19 protein-coding genes are annotated in these 21,840 nt (G+C 76.8%); 14 read left to right on the top strand and 5 right to left on the bottom strand.

Annotation, left to right across the window (positions count from 1 at the left end; translation table 11 throughout):
- Positions 1–57: 57 nt before the first annotated feature.
- The 3 genes from ACI78Q_RS12970 to ACI78Q_RS12960 are packed head-to-tail and all read left to right on the top strand — an operon-like array spanning position 58 to position 7,070.
- On the top strand, positions 58–3,234 hold the full coding sequence (locus tag ACI78Q_RS12970) for an ATP-dependent helicase (RefSeq protein WP_456923799.1): 3,177 nt from the start codon (positions 58–60) through the stop codon (positions 3,232–3,234).
- Complete coding sequence (locus ACI78Q_RS12965; RefSeq protein WP_456923798.1) at positions 3,231–6,539, top strand: ATP-dependent helicase; 3,309 nt, start codon at positions 3,231–3,233, stop codon at positions 6,537–6,539. Before ACI78Q_RS12970 ends, ACI78Q_RS12965 begins: the two co-directional genes overlap by 4 nt.
- A 39-nt stretch (positions 6,540–6,578) precedes the next feature.
- Positions 6,579–7,070 (top strand): GNAT family N-acetyltransferase, encoded by a 492-nt coding sequence (locus tag ACI78Q_RS12960; RefSeq protein WP_456923797.1) that lies wholly within the window; start codon positions 6,579–6,581, stop codon positions 7,068–7,070.
- A 7-nt stretch (positions 7,071–7,077) separates the two neighbouring features.
- Here the strand turns inward: ACI78Q_RS12960 and ACI78Q_RS12955 are convergent, their stop codons facing one another.
- The gene (locus tag ACI78Q_RS12955; RefSeq protein WP_456923796.1) at positions 7,078–7,914 is read right to left on the bottom strand and encodes an alpha/beta fold hydrolase; all 837 of its coding nucleotides are present in this window, start codon (positions 7,912–7,914) and stop codon (positions 7,078–7,080) included.
- A 56-nt stretch (positions 7,915–7,970) separates the two neighbouring features.
- On the opposite strand from ACI78Q_RS12955, the gene ACI78Q_RS12950 reads away from it, so the two are divergent.
- The 6 genes from ACI78Q_RS12950 (at position 7,971) to nudC (ending at position 14,907) form a co-directional block, all read left to right on the top strand.
- Positions 7,971–9,389, top strand: a complete 1,419-nt coding sequence (locus ACI78Q_RS12950; RefSeq protein WP_456923795.1) for a M20/M25/M40 family metallo-hydrolase — start codon at positions 7,971–7,973, stop codon at positions 9,387–9,389.
- A gap of 61 nt (positions 9,390–9,450) precedes the next feature.
- Entirely contained in the window at positions 9,451–10,344 is an 894-nt protein-coding gene (locus ACI78Q_RS12945) for a DUF2510 domain-containing protein (protein WP_456923794.1), read from the top strand.
- A gap of 64 nt (positions 10,345–10,408) precedes the next feature.
- A complete protein-coding gene (locus ACI78Q_RS12940) occupies positions 10,409–11,017 on the top strand; it encodes a hypothetical protein (RefSeq protein ID WP_456923793.1) in 609 nt (202 codons plus the stop codon).
- A 155-nt stretch (positions 11,018–11,172) separates the two neighbouring features.
- Positions 11,173–12,483: a M16 family metallopeptidase gene (locus tag ACI78Q_RS12935; protein WP_456923792.1), complete on the top strand. Its 1,311-nt coding sequence runs from the start codon at positions 11,173–11,175 to the stop codon at positions 12,481–12,483.
- Positions 12,480–13,859: a M16 family metallopeptidase gene (locus ACI78Q_RS12930; protein WP_456923791.1), complete on the top strand. Its 1,380-nt coding sequence runs from the start codon at positions 12,480–12,482 to the stop codon at positions 13,857–13,859. Before ACI78Q_RS12935 ends, ACI78Q_RS12930 begins: the two co-directional genes overlap by 4 nt.
- Before the next feature lie 49 nt (positions 13,860–13,908).
- Entirely contained in the window at positions 13,909–14,907 is a 999-nt protein-coding gene (nudC, locus tag ACI78Q_RS12925) for an NAD(+) diphosphatase (RefSeq protein ID WP_456923790.1), read from the top strand.
- A 24-nt stretch (positions 14,908–14,931) separates the two neighbouring features.
- Here nudC and ACI78Q_RS12920 read toward each other — a convergent pair whose 3' ends face one another.
- From ACI78Q_RS12920 to ACI78Q_RS12910, 3 genes are all read right to left on the bottom strand, one after another.
- Complete coding sequence (locus ACI78Q_RS12920) at positions 14,932–15,477, bottom strand: uridine kinase (RefSeq protein ID WP_456923789.1); 546 nt, start codon at positions 15,475–15,477, stop codon at positions 14,932–14,934.
- A 101-nt stretch (positions 15,478–15,578) separates the two neighbouring features.
- Positions 15,579–16,121, bottom strand: coding sequence for an ANTAR domain-containing protein (locus ACI78Q_RS12915; protein ID WP_456923788.1), 543 nt, complete (start codon positions 16,119–16,121; stop codon positions 15,579–15,581).
- 123 nt (positions 16,122–16,244) lie between these two features.
- Positions 16,245–16,508 (bottom strand): mycoredoxin, encoded by a 264-nt coding sequence (locus ACI78Q_RS12910; protein WP_456923787.1) that lies wholly within the window; start codon positions 16,506–16,508, stop codon positions 16,245–16,247.
- Positions 16,509–16,667: 159 nt separating this feature from the next.
- Between ACI78Q_RS12910 and ACI78Q_RS12905 the strand changes: the two genes are divergently transcribed.
- The 5 genes from ACI78Q_RS12905 (at position 16,668) to ACI78Q_RS12885 (ending at position 20,260) form a co-directional block, all read left to right on the top strand.
- Positions 16,668–18,686, top strand: a complete 2,019-nt coding sequence (locus ACI78Q_RS12905) for an ATP-dependent helicase (RefSeq protein ID WP_456923786.1) — start codon at positions 16,668–16,670, stop codon at positions 18,684–18,686.
- Between the two features lie 184 nt (positions 18,687–18,870).
- Entirely contained in the window at positions 18,871–19,212 is a 342-nt protein-coding gene (locus ACI78Q_RS12900; protein WP_456923785.1) for a hypothetical protein, read from the top strand.
- 139 nt (positions 19,213–19,351) lie between these two features.
- Positions 19,352–19,693: a WhiB family transcriptional regulator gene (locus ACI78Q_RS12895; RefSeq protein WP_456923784.1), complete on the top strand. Its 342-nt coding sequence runs from the start codon at positions 19,352–19,354 to the stop codon at positions 19,691–19,693.
- Between the two features lie 82 nt (positions 19,694–19,775).
- A complete protein-coding gene (locus ACI78Q_RS12890) occupies positions 19,776–19,940 on the top strand; it encodes a hypothetical protein (protein ID WP_456923783.1) in 165 nt (54 codons plus the stop codon).
- A 122-nt stretch (positions 19,941–20,062) separates the two neighbouring features.
- Positions 20,063–20,260: a hypothetical protein gene (locus tag ACI78Q_RS12885; protein ID WP_456923782.1), complete on the top strand. Its 198-nt coding sequence runs from the start codon at positions 20,063–20,065 to the stop codon at positions 20,258–20,260.
- Between the two features lie 8 nt (positions 20,261–20,268).
- Here ACI78Q_RS12885 and ACI78Q_RS12880 read toward each other — a convergent pair whose 3' ends face one another.
- Positions 20,269–21,591: an ABC1 kinase family protein gene (locus ACI78Q_RS12880; protein ID WP_456923781.1), complete on the bottom strand. Its 1,323-nt coding sequence runs from the start codon at positions 21,589–21,591 to the stop codon at positions 20,269–20,271.
- Between the last annotated feature and the right edge of the window lie 249 nt (positions 21,592–21,840).

Genomic DNA, 21,840 nt, shown 5'->3' with positions numbered 1-21,840 from the left:
CGCCCCACCCGTGACGGACGTGTCGGACGGCCGTGGTGTCATCGAGAGGTGGCGGCAGTGCGGGGGGCGGACGGGGCGCCGGTCTACCGGCTCGTGCAGGGGGACCCGGTCCCGGTGGCCCGGCCCCGGCTGGACCCCACGCAGCAGGCGGTGGTCGACCACCCCGGCGGGCCGCTGCTGGTGCTCGCCGGTCCCGGCACCGGCAAGACCACCACGATCGTCGAGGCCGTCGCGGCCCGGATCGACCGCGGGATAGACCCCGAGCAGGTCCTCGTCCTGACCTTCAGCCGCAAGGCCGCCGCCGAGCTGCGCACCCGCATCACCACCCGGGTGGCGCGCACCATCCGGGAGCCGCTGGCCCGCACCTTCCACTCCTACGCCTACGGGGTCCTGCGCCGGGCGGCGCTGCTCCGCGGTGACCTCCCGCCCCGCCTGCTCACCGCCGCCGAGCAGGACGCCGTCGTCGCGCAGCTGCTGCGCGGCGACGTCGAGGAGGAGGGGGCGGTCCGCTGGCCGGAGTCGCTGGGGCCGGCGCTGTCGACGGCCGGCTTCCGCACCGAGCTGCGCGAGCTGCTGCTGCGCGCCACCGAGCGGGGGGTGGGGCCCGACCGGCTCGCCGCCTGGGGGCGCGAGCTCGGCCACGACGCGTGGGTGCACGCCGCGGCGTTCCAGGCCCAGTACGAGGCGGTCACGGCCTTCGCCACCGCCGGCCGCGGTGACGCCTCCGGGTACGACCCCGCCGAGCTGGTCCGGGAGGCGATCGCCGAGCTCGCCTCGGACCCCGAGCTGCTGCGGCAGGAGCGGGAGCGGGCCCGCTGGCTGTTCGTCGACGAGTACCAGGACACCGACCCCGCCCAGGTGGAGCTGCTGGAGCTGCTCGCCGGCGGCGGTGGGGACCTCGTGGCCGTCGGCGACCCCGACCAGGCGATCTACGCCTTCCGCGGCGCCGAGCCGCGGGGCATCGTCGAGTTCCCCGACCGCTTCCGGCACGCCGACGGCCGCCGCGCCGACCGGCTGTCCCTCGGGGTGTGCCGCCGGTCGGGCGCCGAGCTGCTGCGGATCAGCCGCCGCGTCGCCGAGGGCCTGCCCGGCCCCTGGGAGCACCGCCGCCTCCAGCCGGTCGAGGACACCGACGACGGCACCGGGGAGGTGCACGTCTTCGGCTCGGCCGCCGTGGAGGCCGCCTACGTCGCCGACGTGCTGCGCCGGGCGCACCTGCTCGACGGGGTGCCGTGGTCGCAGATGGCGGTCGTCGTCCGGACGGCGACCGCGCTGGGGCCGCTGCGCCGGGCGCTGACCTCCGCGGGGGTCCCGTCGGCCGTCTCCGCCGACGAGCTGCCGCTGGCCGCCCAGCCGGCGGTCGCCCCGTTCCTCTCCGCGCTCGAGGCGCTGCTGCCGGGGGACGACGGGGCGCCGGCCGGGCTCGACGAGCCGGCCGCCGAGGCGCTGCTGTCCTCCCCGCTGGGCGGTGCCACGGTCCTCGACCTGCGTCGGCTGCGCCGGGCGGTCCGCATCGCCCTGGCCCGGCAGGGCATCGACGCCGCCGAGCGGGGCGCCCCTCTCGCGACCGCCGTCCTCGACGAGCTGCTGCTCGAGACGCTGCCCGAGCACGTCGCCCGGCCGGCCTCTCGGGTCGCCGCCGTCCTGGCCGCCGGCCGGGTCGCGCTGGCCGCCGACGGCTCGGCCGAGGACGTGCTGTGGGCGATGTGGCAGCGCAGCGGGCTGGCCGGGCGGTGGGCGCGGGCCAGCGCCGCGGGCGGTGCGGCCGGAGCGGTCGCCGACCGCGACCTCGACGCCGTCGTCGCCCTGTTCGACGCCGCCGGGAGCTTCGTGGACCGGCTGCCGTCGGCCGACGTCCGGGCCTTCGTCGACCACCTCGCGGCCCAGGAGCTGCCCGGTGACACCGGCGCGGCCCGGGCGGCCACCGACGAGACCGTCCGGCTGCTCACCGCCCACGCCTCCAAGGGTCTGGAGTGGGACGTGGTCTGCGTGGCCGGCGTGCAGGAGGGCGTGTGGCCGGACCTGCGCGAGCGCGGCTCGCTGCTCGGCACGGAGGTCCTCGTCGAGCGGGCGGCCGGCATCGACGCGGCCGCCGTCGACCGGCGCACCCTCACCCTGGCCGAGGAACGGCGGCTGTTCTACGTCGCCTGCACCCGGGCCCGCCGGCGCCTGGTGGTGACGGCGGTGCAGGGCGCTGTCGACGGCGCCGACGCGGGCGCCACGGCGTCGCGGTTCCTCGACCTGGTCGAGGCGCCGCCGGAGGGCGGCCGGCCACTGACCGACCTGCCCCGCTCGCTCACCCTGCCCGCACTCGTCGCCGAGCTGCGCCGCGCGGTCGCCGACCCGCACACCCCGCCGGGCCGGCGGTCGGCCGCCGCGGCGGTCCTGCGCCGGCTGGCCGAGGAGGGCGTGCCGGGAGCGGCGCCGGCGCACTGGTGGGGTCTGGCCCCGCTGTCCGACGACGCGCCGCTGGTGCCGCCGGAGGACCCGGTGCGGGTGCGGCCCTCGGCCATCGAGACCTTCCAGCGCTGCCCGCTGCGCTGGGTGCTGGGTGCGGTCGGCGCGGAGGCCTCACCCGACGCCACCCGCACCGTCGGCTCGGCGGTGCACGCCGTCGCGCAGCGCGTCGCCGAGGGGCTGCCCCCGGCCGAGGCGCCCGGCGCGCTCGCCGTCGAGCTCGACCAGCTCGACCTCGGGCCGGGCTGGTCCGACCAGCGCCAGCGCGCCACCGCGCAGCAGATGCTCGAGCGGTTCCTCCGCTGGCACGCGGCCAACCGCCGCGAGCTCGTCGCCGCCGAGGAGGACTTCGACGTCGTGGTCGGCCGCGCCCGCCTGCGCGGTCAGGTCGACCGGCTGGAGCGCGACGCCGAGGGCCGGCTGGTCGTCGTCGACCTCAAGACGGGGAAGACCGCGGCGAGGAACGTCGAGGAGCACGGCCAGCTGGCCGCCTACCAGGTCGCCGTCGCCTCCGGCGCGTTCGCCGACCACGGCACCGTCCCCGGCGGGGCGGCGCTGCTGCAGGTCGGCACCGGCGCCAAGGCCAAGGAGCAGCACCAGGAGCCGCTGCCGGCCGACGTCCCCCTGGCGCAGACCCCGGCCGGCGAGCTGATCGCCGCGGTGGGGGAGGGCATGGGCGCGGGTGCCTTCGAGGTGCGCACCGGCACCCACTGCCAGCGCTGCCCGGCACGCCGCACGTGCCCGATGCACGAGCGCGGCCGGCAGGTGACCGCGTGACGGACGCGCAACTCAGCCTCGACGACCTGTTCAGCCTGGAACCCGACGTCGCGGCCGCGCCCCGGCGGGTGCTCTCCCCGGCCGAGGTCGCCGCCCGCTGCGGGCTGTCCTACGCCCCGTCGGAGGAGCAGGCCCGGGTGGTCGCCGCCCCGGCCGACCGGCCGCTGGTCGTCGTCGCCGGCGCCGGTTCCGGCAAGACCGAGACCATGGCCGCGCGCGTCTCCTGGCTGGTGGCCAACCGCGTCGTGGAACCCGAGGCGGTGCTCGGGCTGACCTTCACCCGCAAGGCGGCCAGCGAGCTGAACGAGCGGATCCGGCTGCGGCTGGGCGCCCTGGCCCGGCACCCGGAGACCGAGCCGGAGCTGCGGGAACGGCTGGAGATCGCCCAGCCCACGGTCTCCACCTACCACGGGTACGCCGCGGCGCTGGTCGCCGAGCACGGCCTGCGGATCGGCGTCGAGCCCGGCGCCGGCGTGCTCGGGCCGGCCATGTGCTGGGGCCAGGCCGCCCAGGTCGTGTCCGCCTACACCGGCGACATGGACGACGTCCCGCTGTCGCTGCTCACCACCGTCGAGGACGTCCTCGCCCTCGCCGCCGAGATGGGCGAGCACGACGTCACCCCCGCCGCGCTGCGCGCCTGGACCGCCCGACTCGAGGCGCAGGTCGCCGGCTACCCCGACGCCCCGCGGAAGAAGGGTCCCTACAAGGACGTCACCGACGTGCTCGACCGGCAGCGGGCCCGGGTCGCGCTGCTGCCGCTGGTCGAGGCGTTCGAGGCGCGCAAGCGGGCGATGGGCTCGATCGACTACGCCGACCAGGTGGCCCACGCCGCGCGGATCGCGGTCGCCGCGCCCGAGGTCGGACGGCGGGAGCGGGCGCGGTGGCGGGTGGTGCTGCTCGACGAGTACCAGGACACCAGCGTCGGGCAGCTGCGGATGCTGGAGGCGCTGTTCGGCCGGGACACCGGCCACCCGGTGCTGGCCGTCGGCGACCCGCGGCAGTCCATCTACGGCTGGCGCGGCGCGTCGGCCGGCACCATCGAGCGGTTCGCCCGCACCTTCCCCGGCGTCCGCGGTCGGCGTGCCGAGCGGCTGACGCTGGCGACCAGCTGGCGCAACGACGAGGCGGTGCTCGCCGTCGCCAACGCCGTCGCAGGCCTGCTGCCGCCACCCGACGTCCCGCTGCCGGACCTGGCGCCCGCCCCCACCGCGGGCCGCGGGGCGGTCACCGTCGGCCTGTACGAGACCGTGGCCGACGAGACCGCCGCGCTGGCCGACCGGCTGGCCGCCTGCTGGCACGGCACGGACCCGGTCGTCGCCCGCCGCCCCGACGGCCGGCCGCCGACCGTCGCCGTCCTGGCCCGCACGCGCAAGCAGCTGCCGGGCATCGCCGCCGCGCTGCGCGAGCGGGGCCTGCCGGTGGAGGTCGTCGGCCTCGGCGGCCTGCTGGAGGTCCCCGAGGTCTCCGACGTCGTCGCCACCCTCACCGTGCTCGTCGACCCGACCGCCGGCGACGCCCTCGGCCGGCTGCTCGCCGGCGCCCGGTGGCGCATCGGCCCCCGCGACCTCGCCGTCCTGGAGGCCCGCGCCCGTGCGCTGGTGCACTCCCGCCGCCCGGCCCGTGAGGGTGAGGGCGCGGCCGAGCCGCCGCAGGAACGCGGCAGCATCGTGGAGGCGCTCGACGACCTCGGCGACGCCGAGGAGTACTCGGCCGAGGGCTACCGCCGGCTGCGCCGGCTGGGCGCCGAGCTGGCCTGGCTGCGCTCCCGGCTCGGCGAGTCGCTGCCCGACCTGGTCGACGAGGTGGCCCGCACGCTCGGCCTGGAGACCGAGCTGGCCAGCGCGCCGGAGGTCAGCCCGGCCGGCGCCCGCGCGCACCTCGACGCCCTCCACGGCGTGGCGGCGCAGTTCACCGAGCTCGCGGAGCTGCCGTCGCTGCCGGCCTTCCTCGGCTACCTGCGCGACGCCGAGGAGCGCGAGCGCGGCCTGGAACCGGGCGAGGTGGCGGTCAACCCCGAGGCGGTGCAGCTGCTCACCGGGCACTCGGCCAAGGGCCTGGAGTGGGACGTCGTCGCCGTGCCCGGCATGACCGTCGACCAGTTCCCGGCCAAGCCCGGCGCCAGCGACTCGTGGATCAAGGACCCCGGCGCGGTCCCGGTCGACCTGCGCACCGTCGACCGGGAGGAGCTGCCCCGGCTGCGGCTGCCCGTGCCCGGCTCCGGCGACCAGGCGGTGGTCAAGGAGGCCCTCGAGCAGTACGTCGAGGACTGGAAGGCCTTCGGCACCGGGGAGGAGATCCGGCTGGGCTACGTCGCGGTCACCCGCGCCCGGCACCTGCTGCTGTGCTCGGGCAGCTGGTGGCGCGACGGGGTGAACCCGTGCGGCCCGTCGTCCCTGCTGCACGCCGTGCGCGAGGCCTGCGGGACCGGTGCCGGCACCGTCGTGAGCTGGGCGCCGGCCCCGGAGGACGGCGCGGAGAACCCGGCGCTCGCGGACTGGCCGGTGGGGATCTGGCCGGCCGACCCGCTCTCGCCCGGACGCCGGCGCGCGCTCACCGCCGCCGCGGAGCTGGTCACCGGGTCCGCCGCGCACCCGCTGGATCCGGACCTGCGGGTGGGGGAGGCCGATCCGGTCGTCGACCAGTGGGTGCGCGACGCCGACCTGCTGCTGCGCGAGCGCAGGTCCGCGGCCCGGCCCACCGTCGACGTCCCGCTCCCGTCCCACCTGTCGGTCTCGGCCCTGGTCACCCTGCGCCGCGACCCGGGCGAGCTGGCCCGCCGGCTGCGCCGGCCGATGCCGGCCGCGCCCGCGCCGCTGGCCCGCCGCGGCACCGCCTTCCACGCCTGGCTGGAGGAGCGCTTCGGCGCCGCGAGGCTGCTCGACCTGGACGAGCTGCCCGGCTCCGGCGACGAGTTCGCCGTCCCCGACAGCGCCCTGGCCGAGCTGCAGGAGGCCTTCCTCGCCAGCGAGTGGGCCGACCGCCAGCCGGTCGAGGTCGAGGTGCCGTTCGAGACGCCGCTGGGGCCGCTGACCCTGCGGGGTCGGATCGACGCGGTCTTCGCCGACGGCGCGGGCGGCTACGAGGTGATCGACTGGAAGACCGGGCCGGCCCCGACCGGCGGCGAGCTGGCCGCGGCCGGTGTGCAGCTGGCGGCCTACCGGCTCGGCTGGTCCCGGCTGACCGGCGTCCCGGTGGAGCGGGTCAGCGCGGGCTTCCACCACGTCGCGGCCGGGGTCACGGTGCGCCCGGTCGACCTGCTCGACGAGGCCGGGCTGCTCGCCCTGGTCTCGGGCACCGCCCGGTGAGGGCCGGAAACCGGTTGACCGCAGCGGCAGCCTGACCCTGTGCCCGTCGTCATCCGCCCGCTCACCGACGCGGACGTCGAGGAGGTCGTCGCCCTCTCGCTGCGCGCCTGGGCCTCGGTCTTCGCCTCGTTCGAGGCCGTGCTCGGGACGGCCGTCTACCGGCACCTGTACCCGGACTGGCGGGCGTACCAGGCGGCCGCGGTCGAGGCGGTGTGCCGCGACCCGGAGCGCACGGTGTGGGTGGCCGACGACGGCCGGCCGGTCGGGTTCGTGGCGCTCGTCCTGCACGACGAGTCCTACGACGAGCCCTGCAGCGGCGAGGTCGAGATGATCGCGGTCGACCCCGGCCACCAGCGTCGGGGGATCGCCGCCGAGCTGATGGCCGTCGCCCTCGAGCGGATGCGGCAGGAGGGGATGCGGGTGGCCGTCGTCGCCACCGGCGGGGACCCCGGCCACGCACCGGCCCGGGCGGTCTACGAGCAGGCCGGTTTCACGGCGCTGCCCCTGGTGCGGTACTACCGGGCGCTCTGACCCGGGGTCAGCTCGACGCGACCCGGTCGATGATCGCGGCGGCGAGCGCGTCCGGGGCCTGCTCGGGGATCCAGTGGCTGACCCCGCTGAGCTCGACGAAGCGGAAGTCGCCGCGCACGCAGTCCGCGCAACCGTCGGCGGCGGGCCGGCCGATCGCCACGTCGCCGTCGCTCCACACGAAGGTCGTCGGGACCTCCACCGGCTCGACCGGGGTGCTCGAGCTCATCGCCCGGTACCAGTTGAGGGCGGCGGTCAGGGCGCCGGGCGCGGAGAGAACCGCGACGTACTCGTCGACCGCCGCCGCGGGGACGGCGTCGCCGAACATCCGCCGCAGCCGCCGGGCGTCGTCGGCCAGCAGCACCTCCTCGGCCCTGCCCTCCTGCCAGAACAGCCGGATGTAGGCCGAGCGCTCCTGCTGCTCGGGGTCCGACCGCCAGGCCGCCGTGAACGCCGAGGGGTGCGGCACCGACACCGCGGTCAACGTGCGCACCCGGTCGGGGTGCCACGCGGCCAGCGCCCACCCCACGCCCGCGCCCCAGTCGTGGCCCACGACGTCGGCACGCGGCACGTCCATCGCGGTCATGAGGTCGGCGGTGACCTGGGCCAGGTTCGGCAGCGCGTACGCGCCGACCTCGGCCGGGCGGGCACCGGGGGAGTACCCGAGCTGGTCGACGGCGTACGTGCGCAGCCCCGCCTCGGTCAGCCGCGGCGTGACCGCCGCCCACGACGCCGACGTCTCCGGGAAGCCGTGCAGCAGCAGCACCGGCCGGCCGTCGTCCGGACCGTCGGCCCGGACGTCGAAGGTGAGGTCGCCGACGTCCACCCGCAGCAGCTGTCCCGGCATGCCGCGACGCTAGGGCATGCACGGGCGCCGCCGCGCCCGGCGCTAGCGTCGGGGCCGTGAGCAGCCCCGAACGCGACTTCGTCACCGCGCACCTCGACGACCTGCACGCCGATCTCGACGCCTGGCTGCGCATCCCCTCGATCTCCGCGGACCCGGTGCACGCCGGCGACGTCGCGGCCAGCGCCGAGTGGCTGGCCGAGGCGCTGCGGCGCACCGGATTCCCGACCGTCGAGGTGTGGCCGACGCCCGGGGCGCCGGCCGTGTACGCGGAGTGGCCCTCGGCCGACCCGGGCGCACCGGTGGCGCTGGTCTACGGCCACCACGACGTCCAGCCGGTCGACCCCGTCGAGCTGTGGGAGCACCCGCCGTTCGAGCCGACCCGCGTGGAGGGCCCCGACGGCCCCGAGCTGCACGCCCGCGGCGCCATCGACGACAAGGGCAACGTCGCCTTCCACCTGCTCGGCATGCGCGCCCACCTGGCCGCCACCGGACGCGACACCCCCGCGGTCACCGTCAAGCTGCTCGTGGAGGGCGAGGAGGAGTCCGGCTCCCCGCACTTCGCCGACCTGCTCCGGGAGCGCGCCGACCGGCTGCGCTGCGACGTCGTCGTGGTCAGCGACACCGGGATGGCCGCCCCGGACGTGCCCAGCGCCGTGGTCGCGATGCGCGGGCTGGCCGACGCCGAGATCACCCTCCGCGGGCCGGCCGTCGACCTGCACTCGGGGTCCTTCGGCGGCGGCGTCCCCAACCCGCTGCACGCCATGGCCACCCTGCTCGCCGCCCTGCACGACGAGCAGGGCCGGGTGACGCTGCCCGGGTTCTACGAGAAGGTGCGGCCGCTCACCGACCGGGAGCGGGAGCTCATGGCCCGTGTGCCGTTCGACGAGGCGGCCTGGCTGGCCGGGCCCGCGGCGTCCCGCACGGCCAGCGGCGAAGCCGGTTTCAGCACGCTCGAGCGGATCGGCGCTCGCCCCACGGCCGAGGTCAACGGCATGTGGGGCGGCTACACCGGCCCCGGCCACAAGACGATCATCCCGGCCGAGGCGCACGCCAAGCTGACCTTCCGGCTGGTCGCCGACCAGCGCCCGGAGGACGTCGGCCCGCTCCTGCGTGCCTGGGTCGAGGAGCGCCTGCCCGAGGGCGTCGAGGCCGAGGTGCACACGCCGCCCGGGGGCGTCTCCCCGTGCGCCAGCGACCTGGACTCCCCGGCCATGGCCGCACTGCTCGCCGCCATCGGGCAGGCGTTCGACCGCGACGCCGCCGACGTGCTGTTCACCCGCGAGGGCGGCAGCGGCCCCGAGGCCGACCTGGTCGACGTCCTCGGCGCGCCGCTGCTGTTCCTCGGTGCGGGCCTGCCCACCGACCGCATCCACTCGCCGAACGAGCGGGTGCTGCTGCCGATGCTGTACCGCGGCGCGGAGGCCGCGGCCCACCTGTGGCGCGAGCTGGCGGCCGTGCCGTTCCCGGCCCGCTGATCGTGCGGACGGGCGCCCGTCGGTGACCGGTGCGGCCGGACGGCGGTCCTAGGCTGGCGCCGTGACGGCAACAGGGCAGGGGAGCGCGCCCCCGGGCTGGTACCCCGACCCCGACGGCGCCCCCGGGATGGTGCGCTGGTGGAACGGGGTCAGCTGGTCGGACGTCACCACGCCGGCCGGCCCCGGTGTGCGGGTGCTGGCCGCACCGGCGCAGCCCGCAGCGCCGTCCGTCCCGCCGTCCGCCGTCCCGCCGGAGGAGCTCCCGCCGTCGCCGGCGACCGGGGGACGGCGCACGGGGTGGGTCGTCGGGCTGTCGGTGCTGGGTGTGGTGCTCGTCGTCCTGATCGGGTTCCTCGTGGGCCGGCCCGCCGGTGGCGTCGTCACCGACGAGGGGAGCGCCGCCGGCCCGCCGGTCGCGGCCGCGCCCACGTTCCCGCCCGGCACCGTCCGGATCATCGACGAGGCGGCGGGCATCTCCTACCCGTTCCTCGGGGACGGCTGGTACGAGTACGACCTCGGGATCGTCGTCGAGACCACCTCGGTCGCCGGGCAGTTCTTCACCACCCAGGACCTCACCCCCGGCGGCGGTACCTTCATCGCGCAGTGCACCTCCGGACCGCTGGCCCCGGGGTTCGGCTACGCCGGCCCGGAGGGCCTGCAGGGCACCGTCACCCAGGTCGCCGACAGCGTGCGGGCCAACTACTACCCGGCGCCCAACGAGCGGCGCGTCCTGCGCGACGAGGCCCGCACCGTCGACGGCGCGCAGGCGCACCTCGTCGAGTTCGACCTGACCTGGGACGTCGCGGGCTACGACGCGACCGGCGAGCGGGCCGCGCTGCTGCTCGTCGACGTCGGCCGCCCGGCGCCGGCGCTGCTCTACGTCTCCATCCCCAACACCCACGCCGAGCTGTACGGCGTCATCGACCGGCTCGTCGACGCCGTCGAGGTGCTCTGAGGCCCGGGGGATCCTTGGTCCCGGCTTAGCGTGACCTTGACCACGCCGGCGACAGGGTCGGTCCATGACACGAACCCGCGCCTCCCGCGCCCTCTGGACCGCCTCGGCAGCCGCAGCCGTCGGCCTCGGCGTCCTCGCCGCCTCGGTCGGCGGGGCCGACGCCTCGCCCGCCCCACAGCCCGCGTCGGCCACCGCCTCCCCGTCGTCCTCCTCGTCCGCCGGCGCCCCGGCGTCCGCGCCCGCGGACCCGTCGGCCGGCGAGCAGGTGACCGTCGCCGGCGTCGTCTCGGCCACCTGTGACGGCGGCGGCGTCGCCCTCAGCGGCACGCCGGCCGCCGGGTGGTGGCTGGACGACTCCCAGGACCCCGGCCAGGTCGAGTTCGAGAACGCCACCCAGGAGCTGGAGGTGCACGTCGCCTGTGCCGACGGGACGCCGCAGTTCTTCGTCGAGGGCCCGCGGGCCGACGACTCCGGCCGCGGGCGCGGCCGGGACGACTCCGGACGCAGGCGCGGCCGGGACGACTCCGCGGCCACGCCCGCCCCGACCGCTCCGACCCGGGTGCCCGCGTACGACGACTCCACCGGCCGGATCGGTGGGGGTCACGGGTCCGACGACGGTCCCGGTGACGACTCGCGCGGCCGGTCCGGTGGGGGGCACGGGTCCGACGACTGACCCGCGCCGCCCCACCGCCGGGCCCGGCCGCACCGCGCCGGGCCCGGCTGTGGGCTCCCGGACGGGCGCTCACCCGATCGCGGCCCCTCCTCCGCCCGGGTGCCGAGGCGGAACCGCACGGGCGGTCCGTCCCCGGACCCGGTTAGTGTCGGCACGTGACAGCAGCTGGGGCCGACCTCACCCTCCGGCACCCGGTGGAGCGCTTCCGACTGGAGAACGGGCTGCGGGTCGTGCTCGCGCCCGACCGCAGCGTGCCGGTCGTCGCCGTGACCGTCTTCTACGACGTCGGGATGCGCAACGAGCCCCAGGGCCGCACCGGATTCGCCCACCTCTTCGAGCACCTGATGTTCCAGGGTTCGGCCAACGTGCCGAAGATGGAGCACGCCCGCCTCGTCCAGGCCGCCGGAGGGTCCTTCAACGGCTCGACCCACCAGGACTACACCAACTACTACCAAGCGCTGCCGGCCGAGGCGCTGGAGCGCGCGTTGTTCCTCGAGGCCGACCGCATGGCGGCGCCGGCCATCACCGAGGAGAACCTCCGCAACCAGATCGACGTGGTGAAGGAGGAGATCCGGGTCAACGTGCTCAACCGGCCCTACGGCGCCTTCCCCTGGCTGCAGCTGCCGGGGATCGCCTTCGAGAGCTTCGCCAACACCCACGACGGCTACGGCTCCTTCGTCGACCTGGAGTCCTCGACCGTCGACGACGCGACCGACTTCTTCCACCGCTACTACGCGCCGGGCAACGCCGTCCTGTGCCTGGGCGGGGACCTCGACGTCGAGGAGACCGAGCGCCTGGTCCGGCGGTGGTTCGGCCCCATCGAGGCCCGCGAGGTCCCCGCGACGCCGTACACCGGCGAGCCGTCGCCGACGACCGTCCGCTCCGGCGTCGTCGAGGACCGCCTGGCGCCCACGCCGGCGGTGGCGATCGGCTGGCGGGTCCCCGACCCCGTCGGCGACCTCGACACGTTCCTGGGCACGGTGCTGCTGGCCGAGCTGCTCAGCGAGAGCGATGCCTCGCGCCTGGAGCGCCGGCTGGTGCACGACGACCAGCTGGCCGTGGCGCAGAACAGCTACGTGGGCCTGTTCGGCGACCCCTTCGACGTCCGCGACGCCACCTTGCTCACCACCCAGGTGCACCACCCGGCGTCGGTCACCGTGGAGAAGGTGCTCGCCGCGGTGCACGAGGAGATCGGGCGGATCGCCACCGACGGCGTCGGCGGCGACGAGCTGGCCCGGGTGCAGGCCCGGGCGGAGGCGCAGCTGCTGCGCCAGGCGGACTCGGTGCTGGGCCGCACGCTGGCCTTCGCCTCCGCCGAGCTCATCCACGGCCGGGCCGAGCTGGCCGGGGAGCTCGCCGCCCGGTTGTCGGCGGTCACCCCGGAGCAGCTGCAGGTCGCGGCCGCCGGGCTGGACCCCGACACCGCCGCGATCCTCGAGCTGCGCGCGACGGGAGGACGACGATGACCGGTGCGCCCGACCTGGGCCTCGTCCCGCCGCTGGGTGAGCCCCGCCCCCAGCCGGAGCTGGCGGTCACCGAGACGACCCTGCCCAACGGCCTGCGGCTGGTCGTCGTCCCGCGCCCCGGCGTCCCGCTGGTCGAACTGCGGCTGCGGGTCCCGTTCGCCGCCGCGACGGCCCGGACCGCGGCGACGCACGCCGCCCGGACGTCGGTCCTCGCCGGCGCCGTCCTGCTCGGCACCACCCGGCACGACGCCACCGGCATCGCCCAGCTGATGCAGGCGCACGGGGGTGAGCTGCTGGTCTCCACCGACCCCGACCGGTTGCTGTTCTCGACGACCCTGCTGTCCGAGGGCCTGGCCCCGGTCCTGGACGTGCTCGCCGAGGTCCTGACCAGCGCCACCTACCCGGCCGACCTGGTCGAGGCCGAGCGCGGTCGCGTCGCCGAGCGCATCTCCATCGCCCGCTCGCAGCCCGGCGTGATCGCCCGGACCGCGCTGGCCGCCCGCCGCTACGGCACCCACCCCTACGCCGAGCAGCTGCCGCCCCCGGAGCTGGTCTCGGCGGTGCGCGGCCCCGCCCTGCGCAAGCTGCACCGCGAACGCGTGCTGCCGGCCGGCAGCACGCTGGTCCTGGTCGGCGACCTGGACCCCGCCGCGGCGGTCGACGCCGCGGGCACGGCGCTGGCCGGCTGGAGCGGCGAGGGGACGGCGGTCACCGCGCCGCCCGCACCCCAGCTGGCGGTCGGTCACCTCGAGGTGGTCGACCGGCCCGGCGCGGTGCAGTCCAACATCCGCCTGGGCGGCCCCGCGCCGAGCCGCACCGACCCGGACCTCGCCGCCATCCGGCTGGCCAACATGGTCCTCGGCGGCTACTTCTCCTCCCGGCTGGTCGAGAACATCCGCGAGCGGCGGGGGTACAGCTACAGCCCGCGCAGCTCGGTCGACCACCTGGCCGGCGCGTCCTCGGTCCTGGTGGAGGTCGACGTCGCCACGGAGGTCACCGGCCCGGCGCTGCTGGAGATCCACTACGAGCTGGGCCGGATCGCGCTGACCCCGGTCGGTGCCGACGAGCTCGACAGCGCCCGGCGGTACGTGCTGGGCAGCATGGCGCTGTCCACCGCGACCCACGCCGGGCTGGCCAGCACGCTCTCCTCGCTGGTCGGCGCCGGCCTGCCGCCGAACTGGCTGGCCGACCACCAGCGTGCCCTCGCGGAGGTCACCGTGGACGAGGTCCGGGCCGCCGCCCAGCGGTACCTGCAGCCGGCAGCTCTGACCGCGGTCGTGGTCGGCGACGCCGAACGGGTGGCCGGCCCGCTGCGGACCCTCGGCCCCGTCGACGTCACGGCCAGTGCCGCGGCGACCCCGGAGCCGAGCGCATGACCGGAGCCACACGGTCCCTCCGACCCACCAGCGGCAGCGAGGAGACCCCGTGAGCGTCCCCGCCGGCGGCAGCACACCGGCCGACAACCCGGCGCCCGACGAGCGGCCCGCCGGCGACCTGCCCGCCGACCGCGCCGCCGTCGCCTGGCCCGAGAGCGGGCCGTCTCCCGCCGGTGCGATGCCGGTGCTCTCCCGCTCGGCGCACGACCGCAGCCACCTGGCGCGGTCGTTGCCCGACCCGACCGGCGGGCGTCCGGTCCGGGTGCTCGTCGTCGACGAGCGCCGGGCGGTGCCCGTGCAGGAGGCGGAGGGCGGCCCCCGGCTCCTCTGGGACGAGCGACCCGAGCTGCCCGCCGGGGCGGTCTACCTCGGGGAGGCCGACGGCGTGCCCTACGCCGCGGTGCGGGCGGACCGGCGGCTGACCGTCGACGGCCGCCCCGTCGACACGTGGGCCGGGCTGCGCGAGGTCGGCGCCGACCTCGGGGACCTCGACGCCGGCCTGCTGGCCCAGGCCATCGGCATCCTGGAGTGGCACGAGCGGCACCGCTTCAGCCCGCTGTCCGGGGCCGAGACCACGGTGGAACGGGCCGGCTGGGTCCGGCGCGACCCGCAGACCGGTGCCGAGCTGTTCCCGCGCACCGACCCCGCGGTGATCATGCTCGTCCACGACGGCGGCGACCGGTGCGTCCTCGGCCGGCAGGCGGTCTGGCCGCCGGGCCGGTTCTCCATCCTCGCCGGGTTCGTCGAGCCGGGGGAGTCCGCGGAGGGGGCCGTGGCCCGCGAGGTCGCCGAGGAGGTCGGCGTCGCGGTGACCGACATCCGCTACGTGAGCAGCCAGCCGTGGCCGTTCCCGCAGTCGCTGATGCTCGGCTTCACCGCCCGGGTCGACGGCGACCCCACGCTCCGGCTGGACCCCACCGAGATCGAGGAGGCCCGCTGGTTCACGCGGGAGGAGCTGCGGTCGGGGAACGGTCCGCAGGTCCTGCCGCCGGCGGTCTCCATCGCCCGGCACATCATCGACCGCTGGGTCGCGGGGGAACTCGGCTGAGAGAGGGCCCCCGGCCGGGTCCGTTCACGCGAGACGTCCTTGCAGGACGAGGGCGGGGTGGTCGGGGGAGTCGGCCAGCACGACGGCGTCGGCCAGGGAGACCGGGTCCACCTCGGCGTCGTAGCGGTCGAAGGCCGGCAGCTCCCAGGCCTGCTCGGCCGGGGTGCGCCGCCGCCGGGCGGCCGGGGCGACCCGCAGGTGGACGACGACGTCGAAGGCCAGCCCGAGCCCCTGCAGCAGCGACCCGGGGACGAGCAGCACGCCACCGGCCGGCATCGGCTGCGGCCGGGCGCGGGCGGCGCGGTCGCGGGCGACGTCCCACAGCACGGGCAGGTAGCTGCCGGCACCGCCGGGGCCGACCGGGCCCAGCACCTCCCGGGTGAGGGCGCCCGCGTCGAGCCAGTCGCTGTACCGGGCGTCCGGGTCGGTCCGGCCGTGCTCCAGCCGCAGCGAGGCCGGCCGCAGGAACCCGCCAGCGGGGACGACGACGGCGGGGCGGCCCAGGGCAGGCAGCCGGTCGGCCACGGCGTGGGCGAGCTCCGTCGGTGCCGCGACGTCAGGCCCGTCCACGGCGACCCGCAGCGCCGCGGCGCCCGGCTCGGGGGCGAGGTCGGCGAGCAGCGCGGCCAGCCGGTCGCCCAGCGCCGCGGGGGTCAGCGGTTCCGGACGGGTCAGGACCGGCCCTCCGCCGGCACCGGGCCGCCGTCCGCGGGGGTGCCGGGGTCGACGCCTCTCTCCAGCGCGTCGAGGACCTCGCGGGCGAGCTCGGCGACCGGCCGGCCCTGGGCGCGGGCGTCGCCGCGCAGCAGCTCGAAGGCGTGCCGCGGCGTCGTGCCGTTCCGCTCGGCCAGCACGCCGATCGCCCGCTCCGTGGACACCCGCGCGGCCAGGGCGTGCTCGAGCTGGGACACGGTCCGCTCCAGCGCGGCGAGGCGGGCGTCACGGGGATCGGCGTCGGCGTCGACGTCGGCCTTGGCGCCACGGGCGGCCCGGCGGGCGGTGCGGTCGGGCTCCACGAGCGCGCCCAGCTCCTCGGCCACCAGGTCGGCCAGCGACATGCCCTCGACGAGGTCGGCGACGTCCTCGGCGCGCCCGGGGGAGAGCACCGACCAGCCGCGGCCGGTGCGGACCACCATCACCGCCGGCCCCTCCACCGGGAGCGCGTCGTCCGGGCAGGCGGCCTCGGCGGCGGCGTGCTCGACGCGGAAACTCACGACGGCGTCCTCCCGCGGGGCGTGGGCCCGGCCGGCCGGCCGGGGTGTCCAGGGGTCGCGGTCGCGACCCTCAGGACGACGATCATGCCCGCTGGTGCAACGGCGCGGGGGGACCACTCGCCGTCAGGCGCTGGCGGCCTCCGCCAGCTGCGCCTTGACCTGGCCGATGCTCGGGTTGGTCAGGGCGGTGCCGTCGGCGAAGACGAGCGTCGGGACGGTGCGGTTGCCGCCGTTGGCGTTCATGACGATCTCGGCGGCGGCCGGGTCGCGCTCGATGTCGACCTCGGCGTAGTCGATCCCCTCGATCTGCATCATCTTCTTCAGCCGCACGCAGTAGCCGCACCACGGGGTGGTGTACATGGTCACGGCGGCGGTGGCTGCGCTCATCGAGGGGGTCCTCCTGGTCGATCGGGTCCGTGGAGCGGGGTGTCCGCGCCACCGAAGTCCCCAACACCACGCCCCTGGGGATGCTTCCCCGGACCGTCGGCGACGACTGGGAGGATGGGGGCCGGCCGCCGGGACAGGCGGTCGAGGGGAGGAGTCCGGATGTCGCAGCCCGCCGGGGCGCCCGCCGTCGTCCAGGGGGCCGAGGCGGTGCTCGCGCAGCTGGACGACGAGCAGCGCGCGGCCGCGCAGGCAGTGACCGGGCCGGTCTGCATCCTCGCCGGTGCCGGCACCGGCAAGACGCGCACCATCACCCACCGCATCGCCTACGGCGTCCACACCGGCGCGTTCGTGCCCGAGCAGGTCCTGGCAGTGACGTTCACCGCACGGGCGGCCGGCGAGCTGCGGGGCCGCCTGGCCGGCCTCGGTGTGGGCGGGGTGCAGGCGCGCACCTTCCACGCCGCCGCGATGCGCCAGCTGCGCTACTTCGCGCCGCGGGTGCTCGGCGGTCCGATGCCCGGGCTGGTCGAGAACAAGCTGCGGCTGGTCGCCTCCGCGGCCTCCCGCTCCCGGCTGTCCACCGACCGCACCAGCCTGCGGGACCTCGCCAGCGAGATCGAGTGGGCCAAGACCACGCTGGCCACGCCCGACGACTACCCGGCCCGCGCGCAGGCCGCCGGCCGCGAGCCGCCGTTCGAGCCCTCCGTGGTCGCGCAGGTGTACGCCGGCTACGAGTCGGCCAAGCAGCGCGACGGCGTCCTCGACTTCGAGGACCTCCTGCTGGTCACCGCCTACGCCCTCGAGGAGCACGACCAGGTCGCCCGCGAGGTGCGCGGGCAGTACCGGCACTTCGTCGTCGACGAGTACCAGGACGTCAACCCGCTGCAGCAGCGGCTGCTCGACGCCTGGCTCGGCGGGCGCGCCAGCGTCTGCGTCGTGGGCGACCCCAACCAGACCATCTACTCCTTCACCGGGGCCGACCCGGACTACCTGCTGGGCTTCGCCGACCGCTATCCCGACGCCGAGGTGGTCAAGCTCGAGCGCGACTACCGGTCGACCCCGCAGGTGGTCGCGCTGGCCAACAAGCTGATCGGGCAGGCGCCGCGACGCAAGGGGCTGCCCGGGCTGCGGTTGCTCGGCCAGCGCGCCGAGGGCCCGGCGCCACGGTTCTTCGAGCACCCCGACGAGCCGACGGAGGCCGCGGCCGTCGCCCAGGCCTGCCGGGCGTTCATCGAGGCCGGGACGCCGGCGTCGGAGATCGCGGTGCTGTTCCGCATCAACGCCCAATCCGAGGTCTACGAGAACGCGCTGACCGACGCGGGCGTCCCGTACGTGCTCAAGGGCGGGGAGCGCTTCTTCGAGCGGCCGGAGGTGCGCGAGGCGGTCCTCCTGCTGCGCGGCGCCGCGGCAGGTGGCTCGGAGCCCGGCGCGCTGGTGCCCACGGTGCGCGACGTGCTCGCCTCCACCGGCTGGGTGGAGCACCGGCCGCCGCCCGGCGGTGCCGCGCGCGACCGGTGGCAGTCCCTCGCCGCGCTGGTCGACCTCGCCGTCGACCTGGTGGCCGAGACCCCCACGCTGGACCTCGCCGGCTTCGTCGCGCACCTGGCGGCGCGGGCCGACGCGCAGCACGCCCCGACGGTCCAGGGCGTCACCCTGGCGTCGATGCACGCGGCCAAGGGCCTGGAGTGGGACGTCGTCTTCGTCGTCGGCCTGGTCGACGGCGTCGTCCCCATCGCGCAGTCGCTGTCCCGGCCCGAGGCGGTCGAGGAGGAGCGGCGGCTGCTGTACGTGGCCGTGACCCGCGCCCGCGAGCACCTGACCCTGTCGTGGTCGCTGGCCCGCAACCCCGGTGGCCGGCGCTCGCGACCGCGCAGCCGCTTCCTCACCGGATTGGTGCCGGAGTCGGCCCCGACGGCGGCGCCGGCACCGCGCCGGCAGAAGCGCGCCAAGGTGGTGCTCGAGGGCGCCGCGGGCGAGCTGTTCGAGCGGTTGCGGGCGTGGCGCAGCGAGGCGGCGGCGTCCGCGTCGGTGCCGGCCTACGTCGTGTTCACCGACGCGACCCTGCAGGCCATCGCCGAGAGCCGGCCGACCACCCTGCGGGAGCTCGGGGCGCTGCCTGGCATCGGCGCCCGCAAGCTGGAGCTCTACGGCCAGGACGTGCTCGCCACCGTCAGCCCCTGACCGCTCACCGTCTGCTCTGGCCGACGGGTGTCCCGGGTCACCGCCACACCGGGGAACTAATTGCGTTGACCGCCTCTGCGGCGGCCCCCTACTGTCCATCTCGCGCTCGGGGTACCGCCCCGAGCCGCACCAAGCCACGGTCCGGCCTGACAGCCGCACTGCGACCCCGGGAGGAGGGGACACGATGATCAGCACCATGTGGTCCAGCGCCCCCGCCGGGGTCTCCGGCCCGGGTCGCCTCGTCGTGCGTCCGGCCGCCTGCGGCGGCCGGCCCGTCGCTCTGCGCCTGCGCGCCCTGCCCCTGACCAGCGCCGTCGCCACCCGTCTCCCGCAGACCGCGGTGTTCGGCGCTCCGGTCGCCGGCACGCCCGGGTTCGGTATCGCGCCCACCACCGGTGGCTTCGACGCCACCCGTGCGACCCGCGTGGCCGATGCCTTCGGCACCACCGGCGTCCGTACGCCGAACACCCAGCACGACGGCACCACCCCCCTCGGGATCCACTCCCCGGGGAGACCGCTGAGCTAGCGCTCGACCGGTCCTCCTCGAGGCCGCGGAACCCGAACCCCGGGATCCGCGGCCTCTGTCTTTCTCCGCGGCACCCGGCCCCGACTCCGGTCGGCGGGCCCCCGCCGGCTGCGAACGACGAGTACGAGGAGGAGCGGCAGTGCAGCAGACGATCGACCGCCTGACGACCCACCGCCGACCCGGGCTCCCCCGGACCGGCGGTGCCCTTCCCCGACGGCCGGCGGCGCCCGCCGCGCCGGCTCCGGTGCGGCGCCCCCTGCCGTGCCGGAACGACCCCGACCTGTGGTTCGCCGAGAGCCCGGCGCAACTGGAGCAGGCCAAGACGCTCTGCGCGTCCTGCCCGGTCCGTGACGCCTGCCTCGCGGGCGCGCTGGACCGCGGCGAGCCGTGGGGGGTCTGGGGCGGGGAGATCTTCGAGCGGGGCGTGGTGATCCCACGCAAGCGCCCCCGCGGACGCCCGCGCAAGGTCGCCGTCGCATGAGAGAGGACCCCGTCCTCCGCACCCCTCGCACGCTCGGGGCGGTGCCCGGGACGGGGCCACACGAGAGGACCGAGGACCAGCAGTGAACAGCTACGAGTACGACCTGGCCGTTGACCGGCTGCGCGAACTACGCGCCGAGGCCGACACCGCCGCGCGCGCCCGCCGGCTGCGCGCCGCCCGCCGCTGGGCCCGTCGCGCCGAGTACGCGACGCGGCGCGCCGCGCGGGCCAGCGCCGCCGTCCGCTGACGGCGGCACCCCCGCGGAGGCGACCGGCCTCCGCCCGACCGCGGCCGGGTCCGGACGCTCCCGGTGCGTCCGGCCCCGGCCGCCCCCTGTGCAGACCGCGTGCCCGCGGGCACGCTGGGGGCGTGGACCCCGAGCACCTGGTCTGCGCCGCGTGCGGCCGGACCGGCACCCCGGCCGACGTCGCGACGGGCTGGTCGATGAGCACCCCGCCGCGGCCGACCGGGTCGACCGCCGCGCGGGCGCACGGACCGCTCACCGCTCTGTGCCCCGCCTGCGCCCGGGACCGCGTCCGCCACCTAGAGGCGCGGCTGGACCCCTGACCGGGCCCTCAGCCGGTGAAGCCCGGCATCCACTCCTCGAGCACGCCGCGGTAGTTGCCCGCGCAGTCGAGCTGGCAGAGCACCCCGATCGAGCCGATCGTCACCCGGTGGATGAGCAGGTAGGCCGGCGGGAGGTTGAGCATCCGGCCCAGCCGGTTGGCCTCGCTGCGCGGATCGGCGATGCGGGCGGCCTGTTCCTGCATCCAGGCACGGGTGAAGTGGAAGTACGGCCCCTCGATCGGTTCCAGGAGGGGGCGGAGGTAGTCCAGGACCGCCTGCGCGTCGACCTCGACACCCGGGAGCACGAAGCCCTCGGTGCGCAGGTCGGCCAGGACGTCGGCGGCGCGGCCCTCGAGGGCCCAGCGGACCAGCCGGCCGATCGGCTCGGGGTGCCCGTCGGGCAGGCGGGCGGTCGCGCCGAAGTCGATGACGCCGAGCCGGCCGTCGTCGAGCAGCCGGAAGTTGCCCGGGTGCGGGTCGGCGTGCAGCAGCCCGGCGCGCTGCGGGCCGGAGAAGTGCAGCACGGCCATCAGGTGGCCGGCGCGGTCTCGCTGCTCGCGGGTGCCGGAGGCGATGATCCGGGACAGCGGCGTCCCCTCGAGCCACTCCGACACGATCACCTTCGGCGCGCTCGCCACCACCCGGGGGACGACGATCTCCGGGTCGTCGACGTAGGCAGCGGCGAAGGCGCGCTGCGCGTCGGCCTCCAGGCCGTAGTCGAGCTCCTCGACCACCCGGGCCTTGAGCTCGGCGATCAGCGGCTTGACGTCCATCCCGGGGAACAGGGCGGCGAACAGCCGCGCGAAGCGGGAGAGCTGGTTGAGGTCCGCCATCAGGGCGGTCGCCGCCCCGGGGTACTGGATCTTGACCGCGACGTCGCGCCCGTCCCGCCAGGTGGCGCGGTGCACCTGCCCGATGCTGGCCGCCGCCGCGGGGGCGTCGTCGAAGTGGCGGAAACGCTCCCGCCACCTGCCCCCGAGCTGCTGAGCCAGCACCGCGTGCACGGTGCGGGCCGCCATCGGCGGTGCCTCCTCCTGCAGCTTCACCAGCGCCTCGCGGTAGGGCGCGGCCACCTCCTCGGGGACCGCGGCCTCGAACACCGAGAGGGTCTGGCCGAGCTTCATCGCCCCGCCCTTGAGCTGACCGAGGACGGCGAACAGCTGCTCGGCGGTCCGCTGCTGCAGCTCGGCGGTGACCGCGTCGGCGGGCCGGCCCGAGAGCCGCTTGCCGATCCCGAGCGTGGCCCGGCCGGCGGCGCCGAGCGGCAGCGACGCCAGTCGTGCCGTGCGCGCAACCGAGCCCCTGGGCATGCTCCCGCCGGTCTCGCTCACGCGGTCGCCCCCTCACCGGCGGTCGCCCGCTCGGCTCCGTCGCCGGCGCTCCTCGGCCGCGGAACCGGCGGTGCCGTGCGCCCGCGTGACCTCGCAAGCTCGGTTCCGCGCCGCTCGTCGCTGGCGCTCCTCGGCCGCGGAACCGGCGGTGCCGTGCGCCCGCGTGACCTCGCAAGCTCGGTTCCGCGCCGCTCGTCGCTGGCGCTCCTCGGCCGCGGAACCGGCGGTGCCGTGCGCCCGCGTGACCTC

The organism is Geodermatophilus sp. SYSU D00705, assembly GCF_054050135.1.
This window is presented reverse-complemented; position numbering and strand designations above follow the sequence as displayed.